This window comes from Sorangiineae bacterium MSr11954 (genome assembly GCA_037157815.1).
Lineage (GTDB): Bacteria > Myxococcota_A > Polyangia > Polyangiales > Polyangiaceae > Pendulispora > Pendulispora albinea.
Genome location: CP089984.1, coordinates 5,511,891 through 5,526,950, shown reverse-complemented (window position 1 = coordinate 5,526,950; position 15,060 = coordinate 5,511,891). Strand labels below are relative to the sequence as shown.

Genomic DNA, 15,060 nt, shown 5'->3' with positions numbered 1-15,060 from the left:
GCTTGCCGCGTGCCGGCCGCGCATCGGCGCCCTCGTCGCCAAGGCGTGCCGCTGTGGGCATCTCGTGGGTTGCGCTCAAGATAGGGGGCCTTCTGCGGATCGATCCCGGACGTCCCCCCCCCCGTTCGTGCGAACAGTTCCGTGGGCCGATCGCATCGCACAGGGCAGATTCTTCATTCGCGGGGGTGCTCGCGCGAGCACAGGCACGCCATTCGGCCGGGACCACGCGCGGCCGACAGATAGGGAGAAATCTCGTATCCTTCGCGGATACCTTCACCCTTAACGGGACATCGCGGCCGTTAGCGCCGCTCCCGGGTCGTCGTTCGGCTTCGGAAACAGTCAATCCGGAAGGAGCACATCCATGCAGATCCCTGAACGTCGACCGGATGCGATCTCGGGTAGCGAATTCCTTCGTCGAACGGAAGGCCTCGCGGACGCCGACCGGGAGCGGCGTATCGTGGACGAGATCACGTCGGGAAACATCCCTGAATTTCTCCGCTACCTCATCGATGTCCACCTCTCGATGATCGCTCCCGCGCAGCACGAGGCGACGATTCGCGTCATGCCTGACTATCTGGCCGTGGGAGATAACACGGACTTCGTTCTCATCCCCATGAAGGTCGCGTCTGCCCAGCGTGTTGCAGATGCTTTCGATGCAGCCCTTCCGACCGAGAAGATCGTGCGTGCAATATGGAACCAGGCGCCGGCGCGACTCTGGCTTGCGGGGCAGTACGGCAAGGCAGACTGTGTCGAAGCGAGGATGAGGTCGAATGCGTGTTATCGCCAGTACAATGACGTGGTGGCGACGGAGCGTCGCTCCATCGGCGGGGCCCTCGGTGTGCTCACGGCAGGGCACAAGAAGGATGTGATTCTATCGCCTCGCGTGCATCAGAGGTTGTCATCGGGCAAGCTTCCCACGATCATTTTTGGCGGTTGGGCGCGAGACGGGAGTGGCCCGATTCAGGGAAGTGACCCGGCGCACGACGAGGATTGGGTCGACTATAGCCACGGCATCCGGCTCGTGAGCCTCGACGTCACGCTCGACGGTGCTCCCGCGCGGCTCGACGAGCTCTTGAGCAATCCATTGTATGCCGGCCTGCTTGCGGCGGTCACCATCGCCGAGCCGTGGTATCCGGGAGGCCGGCCCCCAGTGCCGCCGTTGGGGATCGATCCTTCCGCAAAGTGGGCCGCATCCGTCGTTCCGCCCATCGACGCCAATCCGATGCATTTAACTCATACGTTCCGCGATAAGCTCAACAACGTGCTAGGCAAGCTTGCGGCATCCGGGACGCCATTTCAACTCGTCGAAGGCTTCCGCACGACGGAACGCCAACAATGGCTCTATGGCTCCGGGCGCCCCACCGCTAAACCGTTTGGACGTCCCGGCCCTATCGTAACGGAGCGCGACGGTGTCGGCGCTCGGTCTCGCCATCAAGGGAATGGCACGCCCGGTTCTGGAACCGCGGCGGACTGCTATCCGACGAAGAACGGCGCGGTCTACATTCCTAATTCGACGGACCCTGTGTGGAGGGCCTATGCGGCTGCCGCCCGCGCCGAGGGCCTCGTCGCGGGGCTCGACTGGGTGAACTTTCCCGATGCGCCGCATTGTGAGCTCGACATTTAGCGATCGAGCCGCTTGCGCTCGAAGGTCGTTTGGGGGCGGTGCTCCCAAGTACGTACAGTAAGGTCTTCCACCTGTCGGCGTCCGAACGCGCAGTGGGCTCCCCGATTGCGCCGGGTGGCCCATTAATGTGCGGCTCGCGGGCTATTACCGGCGATGGCGTACCGTCCCAGGCGAAGCGCGCAAAGAAGACGCGAACGTCGAAACCGGAAGTGAACCTCCACCGAATCGGTGGAGGTTCAGTGCCCGGGGCGGAGCGAGTTTGACGCGCACAAGGAGTGAGCCGTTTCCCGTTGGACGCCTCGGCGTCATCGGCGTACCCGATCCGACTGGGGCACCCGCGTCAAGTTCCGTAAGCTCGATGTCCTCTTGACCCGGACATCCGCCGACGGCGCCCAAGACGGACGATTGGCCCGTACTCGACCCACACGCACGCGACGGGGGTCGTGGTCCAAAACGGGCACTGGGTCTCATCGACCACCGTCAAAATCGGTTGCGGGAAATTTGGTGCTGCAAAGATAAATCAATTTGCCGCACGTTCGTTACCATTTGCCGACATCGAACTGTCTCACGCGACCCGTGAAGTTCGACATTGCAAATGATAGCGATTTCGTACAATCTGCACGTCCGGTAGCATGGACAAAGCATCCGTGCGCCGACGGTAACGTGGAGGAAGCGCAGGGATTGCGGCCCATTCGCAACTGCGCGCCTCGTAGCTGATAGTCCAAAGACGGGAAGGTTCGTCGATGCAACCAGGGCTCTCTTCGAGATTTCTATCGGCGCTTGGCCTGCTGTTCGTGGTCATGCTCCCGTCATTCGGCGGATGCAGCAGCGGGGAGCCGCCTCCGAGCGGCGAGGCTCCGCCCATCGATCCCACGAAGCCGGTGAACTTCCACGAGGCCATGCGATTCATCTATTCCGGTCCGAACGCCAGGCAATCGGGCGTCGCGGCAGGCACCTTGGATCCGTCGCGCGAGAGCGTGATTCGAGGGCGGGTGCTCGACGGTAACGGGCACCCCATTGCAGGCGCAAAGGTCGTCGCCCCGAACCATCCCGAATACGGTCAGACCTTGACCAGCACCGACGGTTGGTACGACTTCGCCGTGAACGGCGGCGAGCGCATCTTTCTGCGCTACTCGGCGGCAGGGCTCATCGAGGCGCAGCGCGGATTTACGCCCGGGCTGAATCGTTTTCGCAATTTGGACGATGTCGTCCTTCTTGGATCGAGCGCGAGGACAACGGCCGTTCAATTCAACGGCGGGAGCACCTGGCAGCTCGCCAGCGGGGAGCCCTCGGTAGCCGATGACGCGGCAGCCCGGACGGCGCATATCCTCTTTCCGCCGGGTGTTCGCGCGACGGTCACGAAAGCCGATGGCACCAAGGCGCCTCTTGGCTCCGGTACATTCCGCGTGACGGAGTACACCCGCGGCGACTTGGGCGACGAGGCCATGCCGGGTGCACTGCCTCCCGCGAGCGCCTACACGTATGCTTCGAACTTCGGGTTCGACGAGACAAAGGACGCTCGGGAGGTCTCTTTCGATAAGACCGTCATGGCGTACGTGGACAATTTTTTGTCCATGAAGATTGGGACCCTTGTTCCCTCCGGCGCGTTCGCGCCCGAGATGGACGCGTGGAAAGCGAGCGAATCCGGCCGAGTGCTGGCCGTGGTGAACGGCGCGAACGGAAAGCGCGGGTACGATACGGACGGCGACGGCAAGGCGGATAGTGCGACCGTGCTTGCGGCGCTCGGCATCACGCAGGCCGAAATCGACGCGAGCGCGCCCATAGCCCCGGTCGGAAAGAGCTTCTTCCGTGTTCCGTTGCAGCACTTCTCCACCTACGACTTCAACTGGGGACAGGCTCCGGCCGCCGACGCCGCCAATCCCGCTCAAGCAGCGGACGGAGCGTCGAACGGGTGCCGTCCTAAAGAGGATGTGCAGAAAGCCAATTCGACCATCCTATGTGAATCGCGGCTGCTCACCGAGCAGATCCCGGTGGTGGGCACCGGGCTGGAGCTTCACTACAGCTCGGAGCGGGTGGCGGGGCACACCGAATCATCGACCTTGACGATCCCCATCACGGAGGCGACGGTTCCCGCGTCCGCCAAGCGCGCCCAGGTGGAAATCGCCGTGCTGGGCGTTCGAACGACCAAGACGTACGACGCCGTCACGCCGAACATGACCCACACCTTCGTGTGGGATGGCAAGGATGCCTACGGGCGCGCTTGGCCCGGCCGAACGCGTGCATACGTTCGCGTGGGGCTCGTCTACGAGAGCGCCTACACAACGACTCCCGCCTTCGGCATGTGGACCGACGCATCGGGTCCCATCACGCAAAATCCGACGCGCCGCGAGTTCACGTTCTGGCGCACCTACGAGATGAACCTCGGCACCTTTCCACAGGAAGGGCTCGGATTTGGTGGCTGGGCACTCTCAGGGCTCCAAAATTACGACCCCGGCAATGGAGTCCTTTACTTTGGCGACGGGCGGCAGAACGAGCCCGATCCGCAGGCCGTGATCGAGCACATCGCAGGGAATTTCAGCCCCGGATACGATGGGGACGGTGGTCCGGCGACGGCCGCGAACTTGAACTACCCCTGGGGTCTCGCGCGCGCCGCCGACGGCACGCTCTACATCGCCGATGCGTCCAATAATCGGGTTCGAAAGGTTGTCAACGGCATCATCTCGACCTTCGCCGGCACTGGCGTCGACGGATTCTCGGGTGATGGCGGACCCGCTACGTCCGCAGACATTTCTGCTCCGACGTCGATTGCGGTCCGCCCCTTCGATGGCGCGGTGTGCTTTAGCGTCCAGTATCAGGACCGGGTGCGCTGCGTGACCAAGGACGGCATCATCCAAACGGTGCTCGGTGGTGGAACGCAAAGCGTCAACGTTTCGGGTGTTCCCGCAATAGAGGCCAATGTCCCCCGTCCCACGGATGTTGCTTTTGGGCCTGATGGGAGCATGTACGTCTTGGAAACGACGGACAACATCGTCGTGCAGCTCGAACCCGGCGGCTATGCGCGCCGGGTAGCGGGTGGAGGGACCGACCGCGGCGAGAACGTGCTCGCCTTGCGCGCAAGCCTCAGCAATGTCACCGGTATTGCCGTAGACCCGGATGGTGCGATCTACGTCTCCGAACGCGGTGGAGGCATCGACAATCGGGTGCGGCGAATCGACCCGCGAGGGATTATCATGACCGTCGCCGGGGGAGGCTCCAATGGCGACGGGGGCGATGCGCGCCTCGCCAAGCTCGAGTTTCCGGGAGCACTCGCGGTGGATGGGGAAGGCACGCTCTACATCTCCGACGGAGGCCGCATTCGTCGCGTTTACCACGGCCGCATCTCGACCTTCGCCGGAGGCGGCGACATCCCGACGGTGAGCGGAGCGATCGGGCAACCGGCTCGGCGTGTCGCAAATACCGTTCCGTCCGCGCTGGTGCTCAGCCCCAATGGTGATCTTTACACATCCGAATTTACCGACAGCGTGATCCTGCGCTTGCACCCCGTCGTTCCAGCGACGACGAATGGCGAAAAGTTGATCGTCAGTGGCGACGGTTCGGAGATTTACGTTTTTGACACGAACGGCCGCCACCTGCGCACCCTCGACGGGCTCACGAACGCCGTAAAGCTACGCTTTTCGTACAATGGCGCGGGGAAGCTCGCGCGCGTCGAGGACAACCATCACAATGCGACGGTGATCGGTTACGACGCGAATGGCCGGGCAACGTCCATCGTCGCGCCGTTCTCGCAGACGACGCTCCTAGCATACGATGCGGACGGGTACCTCGCGAAGGTGACCGACCCGCTCGGGCGCGAAGAGAAGCTTTCGTACGGGACGGGCGGGCTGCTCGAGCAGCGTCTCGATGCGGGGGGTGGCGTACACGCGATGCAGTATGATGCGCGAGGAAACCTCTTGACCGACGCAGGCCCCGAGAACGCGACGTGGACCCTCTCGCGAGAGAGCTTGTCCCCGTTGCAGACCCGAATCACCACGGGACTTGGACGAACGCGTCTGCATTCGGCGTCGGGAGGGCGCGATACGGGGGATGTGCGCACCGTTACGCACGAAGATGGGACCAAGACCGTGTTGACGACCGATCCGGATCGCGGAGCGCACGTGACTTGGCCTGACGGAACGAAGCTAGATACTATGGTGGCAGCAGATCCTCGTTTCGGTATGCAGTCGCCTTATGTGTCGCACGAAGTAACGACCCTGCCGAGTGGCCTCAAACGCACCGTCGATACCAACTGGTCTGCGCGTTTCGATACGGACGGCTCGCTTCTCGGTCTCGACGGGACCCGGACGACGGTGGATGGCGCGTCGAGCTCGACATACGACGTGGCCTCGCGCACGTGGACCAACACGAGTGCGGTCGGACGGCAGGCACGCACCGTGCTTGATGCCGATGGGCGCGTGATCCGAGTGGAGACACCGGGCCTTGCTCCGATGGATATTCGGTATGACACTCGTGGGCGTCCTGTCGAAACCTCGCGTGGCGCTCGACGGATGACGTATGGGTACGACGCGAACAGCGGCGTGCTTCAGAGCATCACCGACGCGCTCGGCCCGGTCGCCGCGTTGGAACGTGATACAGCGCTCCGCGTGGTTGCGTCGGTCCGTCCCGATGGCGCGCGCACGGTCTTCGGCTATGATCCGCTCGACAACGTGCTCGCGCTCACTCCTCCCGGCAAACCTGCACACACGATGACCCGTGCCAAGGACGGGCTTGAAACTTCCTATGCCAGCCCTGGTGGCCAATCACTTTCGACGAGCTACGATGGGGACCGCGCCGTTAAGGCTCTCACCCACGAAGATGGCGCCCAGACGGTGCTTGAGCGCGACAGCTCCGGCCGCCCGGCGACGCTCCGCTTCGCTACCGGCCAGGTTGGCTTCGGCTACGATGCTGCCACCGGGAACGCGGTCGCCTTCAGCGGCCCGAGTAACGCTTCCATCAGCGCTGTTTATGACGGTGCATTTCTGACCAGTGTCACGACCGCTGGACCTGCTTCCGGCACGATCGCATGGACTCGTGATGCACTGCTGCGCCTCAAGACGGAGACGCTTTCGGGAGGTGGCACATCGATCGCCTACACTTATGACGCCGACGGGCTTCGGACAAAGGTCGGGCCGGTCTCTCTCTCTCGTCAATCCGACTCGGGGTGGCTCTCGAGCCTCTCGACGGGTCGTGTGAGCCAGAGCTTTACCTATACGATGTACGGCGAGCTCGCCACATCCACCCTCAGCGGCGCGGGCAAGCCTCTCAATATCGCCTACACCTACAACAACCGAGGGCAGCTCGTTGAGAAGCTTGAAAATGGCGTCCTGTGGGGTTATGCCTATGACGCCGCCGACCGTCTCGCTCGTGTCACCAAAGATGGTGTCGAACAAGGTCGGTACTCCTTCGATGCCAATGGCAATCGGACTGACAACGGTACCCAGGTCGATGAGCAAGATCGCCTCACGCGGCGTGGAGATACAACCTACACATACACGCCGCGCGGTGAACGCGCGACCAAGTCCACGCCCTCCAGCGTGGCCAAGTATTCCTACGATGGTCGCGGTAACCTGGTGTCTGTCGAACTTGCGTCCGGCGTGCGAATCGACTACCAGCTCGATGCTTTCGGCAGGCGCATCACCAGAAGCCGCAATGGCACGATCACGCATCGCTGGCTTTATCGCAGTGGGCTGCAGCCCGTTGCCGAGGTCGATGCGAGCGGTAATGTCCTCACCCAGTTCATCTATGCCGGCGGCGGTCACGTCCCGGATGCTATGATCCGTGGAGGTAAGACCTACTCGCTTATCACGGATCATCTTGGGAGCGTTCGATTTGTCGTCGACGCCAGCACGAGCTCCGCGCCTGTCCAGGTACTTGACTACGATCCTTGGGGGCGAGTTACGAGCGACAGCGGCGTTGGATTTCAGCCTTTCGGATTTGCTGGCGGAATGTACGATCCAGATACTGGGCTCGTGCACTTCCGTGCTCGAGAATATGATCCCGAGAGCGGTACCTGGACGAGCAAAGACCCGTCGCGATTCAACGGCGGATCAAATCTCTACAGTTATGCGAACAACGATCCAATCAACTATGTTGACTCGACAGGGTTGTCGCCGAAGGGGGCGTGGGTACGGGTGGTAAATCTCATCGAGAGGAAGGGGCTTCAGCTATTGGAGCGTGTCGGGTTCGACGCCGCTGTTCATATCGTGGAACACGGCGGCGATGTGCTGACGAAATCCGAAAGTGAGGCCCTAGCCATTGCGCGACAAGCTAGCGGCGGCCGATGCCCGATATTGCATAACGACGTACACGGAAGCCACTACCATCCCGTCGATCAAAAAGGCGATAAACTCCCAGCCCACGTCTTTTTCGGAAATCGAAACACCATCCTCGGTACGATTCCATTTTTGCTTGATCTGAACGACGACGGCGATGTCAGCGATGATATTCTCGATTTGTTTACGCCGTGGCTGCCGTTTTTTCCCTCCCAAGGACCGGGCCTGCCGCCGGGGCTCGCATGAGTATTACTGGAATGCACCGCGAGGACCTGGTAGCGGGCCTCGAGTCGTGGCTGCGGGACCTACACGGTACACCGATCCAGCTCGAACAGCGCGAGCTGTGGAAGGTACACAAAGCGTGGCGCGAGAGGTTTACCCCAACACGTATCGCCGATCGTCGTGTACGCGCGCCGGATCTTTGGATCACACTTGCCTCTGGCGAGGATGCGGCGGAGCGCGAATTCGCCGCTGTCAGTGCTTACGAGCAACGCCGCGGCGATGCATTCATCGTTATCCTCGGATATGAAGAGTTGGGCTTTCGATGTACAGGTGCCGATATCCCCAAATACGACGAGATCCGCGACCTGATGGATCATTGGAAGATCTCAGACATCTACATCATCGCACCGAGTTTCGAATGGACCTTCGTCGTAACCAACGAGCAGGATGCTTATGGGGGACCGTTCTTCGTCGTTGCGGTAATGGACGATCCAGATGTAGGCGATATGGGATGACCTTTCCGTAATGGGCTTCGCGTGCAGATGTTTACGACATATCCATGGGTCCCATTACGGAATTGCCCGCGCTGACCCAACGCACGTACACCCCCAACTCGTCACGCTCGGCCTGCACATTGCCCTTCGATTCAAGCTCGGCGAACGCCGCAAAGAACTTGTTCCGATTCATCCCCATGATCGTCGGGCCGGAAGGTATGCCCCGAAGCCAGCACGGGATCCTCGGTGAGCTGGTAGACGTGAAACGTGTCGAGCCACGCTATCGCGGCGCGCGGATCGTCCATCGAGATCTCCGCATCGGGCCGATCGAAGTGGTGCATGCCGCACGTGAAGAACGTTCTGCCGTCTCCAACGACCACCACGGCGCACTCGTAAAGGGCGCCCATCGAGCCCGCATCGAGACGCGCAAGCCATGGTTCCCAAGCCCACGCTCCCCCCGAGCCTTCCACCCGAACGGCGACCCCGCCGGCCCGCCTGCAGCACGCGCCCGAGTGCCGCGATGGCCGCGTGATCGCGTTGCAGTTGCAGGCCGACCTCGACCACCGCAACTCGACGACAACGCTCGACCTCGCGCCGCACGTCATCCGGCAACGGTCCACGGCCAAACCGGAACGCCGCGCCGAGAGCGTCATCGGAGACGAGTTCGATCTCCACATCGCCGGGTTGGAGCGCAGCGTCCGTTCGTGCCCGCGCGCGGATGCACGCGGCCAACAGCGCATCGGCGAGCTGCGAAGTCTCACGAGAAGGGCCCGGAACGAGCAGCGTGAAGGAAGGGACTCGATGTGTCACGATCGCTGCGGTGTACCGTGCGCGCACCCCGAGTGGATGGCCAAATGCCCTCGCGACGGGAGCGCGAGCGTCGGCCAACCACGGACTCGATGTTTCTCAGTTTCCGCAGCGGCGAGAAACGCTCGCAAGGACGCTGCCGTTTCGCCTATCCTGCCAATCACCATGACCGAGTTCTGGCTGAAACACCATTGGCCGACCGTTATTACGTGCGATCGTTACGGGGGAGTCTATTCAGGTGCTGCATGGATTGCGTTTCCACTCGAATGCATCCCCGAGGCTGCGGAAGGCGACGACAACGATTGTGCGGAGTTTTGGCAAAACTACGACGAACCCGTTGGCAAGGGGGCGACGCCGGATGAAGCCTTGAGCAGTCTCATCGAAGCGATGCGTGCCAAGTTGGCTCAATGACTTCTCCGCGGTCGTGCGTCGTCCTCCGTAGCAGCACGACGCGCTGTGGACTTGGCAGGCACCGAGGAGCCTTCAGAACGCGCTCCGCCTGCGTCGGATCCGGCCTCTCCCTTCCCATCGCGGCAACTACCCTCGCAAGGTCGCCATGCGCGAATGGCGCAGCGTCGCGCACGCCGGGAGCCCGACGGGTTGGCGCCGCCCATGGCAACGGCCCATCATCTTGTCGATAGTGCAGCCGTCGGGCCCGCCGCGCGGATTTCTGCGACGTGCCGCACGCGGCGAGCGTGAACGCCGAACAGTTGGAGGCGTAAACGAATCGCCCATCAAACGAGATGGCCATCTCGCCCGGGTAGTTCGTGCCGGTGGTGCCCGGGGCCAATGGCGCTGCTCGACATGCTCACCGGACCTCTCTCACGCGGGTGACCGCGGCCGGGGGCAACGGCGACCGTCGCTCCACCCGTTTGCCCCACGCCTCCCGCGATTCGCCTCCCATCCCGGCCTCCTCTTGGGGCGATGGGATTTACGGCCTTCTGCCTTTCAATTTGCGACGCGAATCGCCGAACGGATACGGAGCGGGCTCGAGCCAGAACGGGTCGATGGCCCTCGTGCATCTTATCGGCGTCGACGGTGCGGCACTACGCGCGACCGCCACGCTCGGCAGCGACGCGGTCTGCCTCCAGTTGGGCGTCTTGCAACGTTGGCACGCGCACCGATCCACGAATCCGCTCCTGGATAAAAATGGGCTCGAGCCGGTGCGAGAGTTCATTGTAGATGTCACACGCTCGCTGCGACTCGTCCGTCCACCGCAACCGAGCGAGCAACTCTTCGAGATAGCCAACCGAGACCGCCCACGCGGTGGCTACGGGATCGCGTCCACCGTGGCCCCAGACCTGCAGCCACGAAGGGTCGAGCTGTCCTCGCTCGATTGCGTAGATCAGTGGAAGAATTGGATTACCGATTCCCGTCTCATAACGTACTTCGACACCAGCGGGCTCGAACGCCCAAAAGATATTTCCATCGTAGTCGACAACTTCCTGCGCGCCTTCCAAGGGACGAAGCTCGGCACCATGAATGGCCGCGCGTTCCAGAGCCGCCGAATCGGCAATGACCGGGATGCCGTGGCGGACCGGAGGCCCGCTTGCCTCGAGGGCGAACAAGCATCCGCCCTGCTTCCAAGGCATGCAGAGCAACTCCCCGCGGGTCTCCACCCGAGCCTTGGCCGCCACATCGAGCGTCTCCCCGAAGGTGTCGATGTACAGCGCCTCGCTTCGTGCCAGATCCTTGACGCGGATGACGATGCCCACGCTCACGCGACCCACTCTGACACGGGAGCGCTCGCAAAAGAAGAAGGTGCTCGTGGTGCATATTCCGAAGGACCCGGGGAGCTGTTCCAAGCCGACGCGGGGGCTCAATCCGACATGACGCGGGGCCCGGAGCGTAGCGACGAGCGTGGTCAGGTTTTCGTTTCGGTCACCTCGGGGGCAATCGCCTTCTTCTTCCGCATCGAGCCGCCCCGAAGGGTCACCACGTGGGCGTTGTGCACGAGGCGGTCGCAGATGGCGTCCGCCATTGTCGCTTCGCCGATGGCTTGATGCCAAGTTTTCGTCGGAAGTTGCGACGTGATCACCGTCGACGATTGGTCGTACCGATCCTCCAGCACTTCGAGCAGATCGCGCCGCTCGATCTCCGTCATCGGCGACAACAGAAAATCGTCGAGCACGAGGACCGACATCTTCGCGATGCGCGCGAGCGCCTGGGCGTAGGTGCCCGCGGCACGCGCGACGGCGAGCTGCTCCAGCAGGCGCGACGTGCGAATGCAGAGCGCCCGAAAGCCTTGCCGGCACGCCGCTTGGGCGAGGGCTGCACCGAGAAAGCTCTTTCCGCCTCCCGTTGCTCCGACCACGATCACGTTCTGTTTCGCTCGGACCCAGTGGCAAGCCCCGAGCGTACGCGCGAAGGAGCGGTCGACACCGCGGCCTGCTTCGCACGATAGCTCTTCGAGGCTCACGCCATTGGGTATTCGGGCGTCTTTGAGCAAACGTTCGAGTCGCTTGTTTTCCCGTGCCACCCATTCGCGGTCGATCATCATCCCGATCACCTCGTCAGTGGAGAGGGGTTCCGTCGGGGGAGACGCGTGCATCTCGCGCACCGTCTGTGCCATCACGTGCAGCTTCATCTCGACGAGCTTCTGAATCGTTTCTTCCAGGATCACGTTCATCCTCCGTATCGAAGTAGCTTGCGCCGCGAATGTGCTCGTGCGCGATGGGCGCTCGAGTTGGGGGCTCGACCCGCGGCGCGCGGTCGAGGCCATTTTTGAGAATCGCCGTCACGCTCTTGCACGTGGGGCTGCCGATGCTCAGCGCACGAGCACACGCCGCATTCACGCGAGCCTTGCCGTATCGGTCGGCGAGCCGAATCACCCCGAGGCAGGTACGGTATCCGGTCTCTGGGTGCGTACGCTGCCCGAGAGCCCGACGCGCGAATTCACCGACCTGATCGCCAATGCTCTCGGCCCACGCGACCACGCGCTCGGGCGGCCACTTGCCATAGTCGCGGTGCTCGCGTGGCCGGTGTTCGTCGCAGATCACCGCCGTGCCCTTCGGACCATAACTGCGCACGTGGGACGCCACGCGCTCGCTCTGGTGCAGGATCTCGACACTCGTCGCGGTTGCACGAATCTCCACCTCGGCCCCCACCATCGTGTACGGCACGCTGTACAGTCGGTGCTCGTAGTCGACGCAGTAATCAATATTGACCTTCACCTTTCGCCACTTCGCGATCTGGTAGCGGTGAGCGGGCAGAGGGCGCATGGCGGGCTTGTCGATCGTCTCGAAGGCCGAGTGCCGGCATCCTTCGAGCTTTTGAAACGGGCGCTTGTTGAGCTGCTCGAGCAGCTCGCGGACCGCCACATTGAGCTCACCGGGTGAGAAGAAAGTCCGATTCCGGAGCGCCGCGAGGATCCACCGCTGCGCGATCAAAACGCCTCCCTCGACCTTCGCTTTGTCCCTCGGCTTTCTCGGCCGCGCCGGAATCACCGTTACGCCGTAGTGCTGCGCCATCTCGAGGTAGGTCGGGTTGATGTCCGGCTCGTACCGATCCGGCCCCGAAACGGCGCTGCGAAGTTGATCGGGCACGACGACCTCGGGGACGCAGCCGAAGTACTCGAAGGCGCGGATCGTCGAGCCGACGAAGTCGGCGACCTTCTGCGTGCGCGTCGCCTCGGCGTACGTATAGTTGCTCGCGCCGAGCACCGCGACGAACAGCTCGACTTCGTAAACCTCTCCGGTCGATGGATGGACGACGTGTGGCTTTCTCCCTGAGTAATCGATGAACATCTTTTCGCCGGCACGATGCACCTGGCGCATGACGACGCTCAGCTTCTTCTTCCACTGGGCATACAAGGCGCAAAAGCGGCTGTATTCGTAGGCTTTGAGCGGTGCCTGACCCATCGCCCCATCGCGGTACTCGACCCACAACGTTTGCAACGTGACCGCCGGACGCGACAGCTCTCGATGCACCCACGCGAAATCGATCGGCACGCGCGACGGCGGCTCGTTACGGCCACCATCGTGGAACAACCGCCCCTCCACCTCGGCGTCGCTCAGCAACCGGGCCTCCGCCCACGCGAGCCCCGCGGCACGTGCGCGCGCCAGGTAATCGCCGACGGTCGTCTCACCGATTGCCACCGACGCCGCGATCTCGGCGTGGCTGCGCCCGCACTCGAACTTCAATCTGAGAACTTCTCGGACCTTCCGCATGGACACTCGCTCCGACATCGCGCCTGTCTACGCGATGAAGCTGTGACCCTGCTCGCCGCTGCGGGGGGGACCGCCCCCTTTGGAATGCGTCCCCGGGTGCCTAGGAATCGGCCCCCGGGTGTCGTTGGAATGCGTCCCCGGGTGCCCAGGAATCGGCCCCCGGGTCACGTTGGAATGAGGCCCCGGGTGTCGTTGGAATCGATCCCCGAGTCACGTCGGAATACGCACGTGGCACTAAAACCAAGCTCTACAGTGTTAATATGGGATGAATCCTGATGAACTGGCACCTCTGGGATAGGCCCCGATGGTCCCTCCCCGTTCTTGGTCACTTCGCCCACTGCCGTCACGGATGGTGACGCCCGGCCAAGCGCGAGGCGCACGTGGCCTCCTCGACCGAGCCCTACAAGACGCTCTGCCACCGCCGTCGACGACGGCCTGCCCAGCGTGGAGCTCTCAAACGCCCTATGATCGGATAGCGCGTGTTCCCTGCCATCTTTGCGGAGACGTTTCTCCAGCGCGCTGATTTTCTTGCGAAACTGCGAGAAACGGCATGCGTAATGCCCGCCATGTCCGACCCTCCGGACCTTCGCGCCGTCAGGCCCCTGCGCCCTGATTGCGGCCTCCCTTGCCGGGACTCACCACGGGCTTCGTAGCGCGTATGCACTGCACGAGCCCCGTTCTGGAGAGTCGTACGGGCTCACGCCTTCTCGTCATCGTCGGCTTCAAACCATGCGCGCCCGCTCCTTGCAATCACGCCGTCAATAGGCGGTTCCAACAGACGGAGCGTATCCCGTACCTCGTTGAGACTACGCAACCTCGTCGACTCGCCATCGAAACCGCACAGGTCATATCCGTCGGACGTGAGGAATCGTCGCGCAGCAGCCTTCCCGGCTGCTTCATCCGTAGCCTCGATGGCGAGCACTTGAAAGAACTGCCTCCGGGAAGCTGGATCTTTACCGTGAACGATCATCTTTATCAGGATTCGAGTTTCCATCATGAATCCGCCCCCCATGCGAAATACGCTCCGAGACCGGGCCAATCGGCTGTCATCCCGAAAAGCCAGCAAAGCTCGAAATCCACGACGACGATACCGAAGGGAAGTCCGGAGTCGTTCGCTATGCTTTGCCAGTCTTCCATGGTCGGAAGCTGCCCGCGACAATCGAATCCGATCGTCGCCGGGACCTCTGGCAGCACGATGTATCGGTGCTCGTCCGCGTTGTCGAGCGTTCGATATTCCGCTTCCGCATCACCGAAGTCCAGAGCGCGGGTCCTGTAGTCGCCAAACTCCACATGGAGCTCACCGATTGGTCTCCGTCCTCTCCGGGGATTCTCTGTTTGAAGGTGTGTCAGTCGAAAGCGACGCTCCCATTGCCACCGCTCCTTTTTCGAGAACGTATCCACAATGGAAAAACGCGACAAGAACTCACAGAGATCTGCTTCGGCCTGGTTATAGCGCAGCTTCATTGGCGGACTCA

10 protein-coding genes are annotated in these 15,060 nt (G+C 62.5%); 4 read left to right on the top strand and 6 right to left on the bottom strand.

The genetic code is table 11. From position 1 onward, the window contains the following. Nucleotides 1-361: 361 nt before the first annotated feature. From LZC94_21325 to LZC94_21315, 3 genes are all read left to right on the top strand, one after another. Nucleotides 362-1,624, top strand: coding sequence for a M15 family metallopeptidase (locus tag LZC94_21325; protein WXB19753.1), 1,263 nt, complete (start codon nt 362-364; stop codon nt 1,622-1,624). 743 nt (nt 1,625-2,367) lie between these two features. Then, the gene (locus LZC94_21320; GenBank protein WXB19752.1) at nt 2,368-8,139 is read left to right on the top strand and encodes a hypothetical protein; all 5,772 of its coding nucleotides are present in this window, start codon (nt 2,368-2,370) and stop codon (nt 8,137-8,139) included. After that, a complete protein-coding gene (locus LZC94_21315) occupies nt 8,136-8,630 on the top strand; it encodes a DUF4275 family protein (protein ID WXB19751.1) in 495 nt (164 codons plus the stop codon). The genes LZC94_21320 and LZC94_21315 overlap by 4 nt, the downstream gene beginning before the upstream one ends. A 131-nt stretch (nt 8,631-8,761) precedes the next feature. Here LZC94_21315 and LZC94_21310 read toward each other — a convergent pair whose 3' ends face one another. Then, a complete protein-coding gene (locus LZC94_21310; GenBank protein ID WXB19750.1) occupies nt 8,762-9,016 on the bottom strand; it encodes a hypothetical protein in 255 nt (84 codons plus the stop codon). 565 nt (nt 9,017-9,581) lie between these two features. Here LZC94_21310 and LZC94_21305 point away from each other — a divergent pair. After that, the gene (locus tag LZC94_21305; protein ID WXB19749.1) at nt 9,582-9,827 is read left to right on the top strand and encodes a hypothetical protein; all 246 of its coding nucleotides are present in this window, start codon (nt 9,582-9,584) and stop codon (nt 9,825-9,827) included. Nucleotides 9,828-10,462: 635 nt separating this feature from the next. Here LZC94_21305 and LZC94_21300 read toward each other — a convergent pair. From LZC94_21300 to LZC94_21280, 5 genes are all read right to left on the bottom strand, one after another. Then, nucleotides 10,463-11,137 (bottom strand): hypothetical protein, encoded by a 675-nt coding sequence (locus tag LZC94_21300; protein WXB19748.1) that lies wholly within the window; start codon nt 11,135-11,137, stop codon nt 10,463-10,465. A gap of 143 nt (nt 11,138-11,280) precedes the next feature. Then, a complete protein-coding gene (istB, locus tag LZC94_21295; GenBank protein ID WXB20223.1) occupies nt 11,281-11,967 on the bottom strand; it encodes an IS21-like element helper ATPase IstB in 687 nt (228 codons plus the stop codon). Further along, nucleotides 11,930-13,603: an IS21 family transposase gene (gene istA / locus LZC94_21290; GenBank protein ID WXB19747.1), complete on the bottom strand. Its 1,674-nt coding sequence runs from the start codon at nt 13,601-13,603 to the stop codon at nt 11,930-11,932. Before istA ends, istB begins: the two co-directional genes overlap by 38 nt. 679 nt (nt 13,604-14,282) lie before the next feature. Continuing rightward, on the bottom strand, nt 14,283-14,582 hold the full coding sequence (locus tag LZC94_21285) for a hypothetical protein (protein ID WXB19746.1): 300 nt from the start codon (nt 14,580-14,582) through the stop codon (nt 14,283-14,285). Continuing rightward, complete coding sequence (locus LZC94_21280) at nt 14,579-15,049, bottom strand: hypothetical protein (protein WXB19745.1); 471 nt, start codon at nt 15,047-15,049, stop codon at nt 14,579-14,581. Before LZC94_21280 ends, LZC94_21285 begins: the two co-directional genes overlap by 4 nt. Nucleotides 15,050-15,060 lie beyond the last annotated feature (11 nt).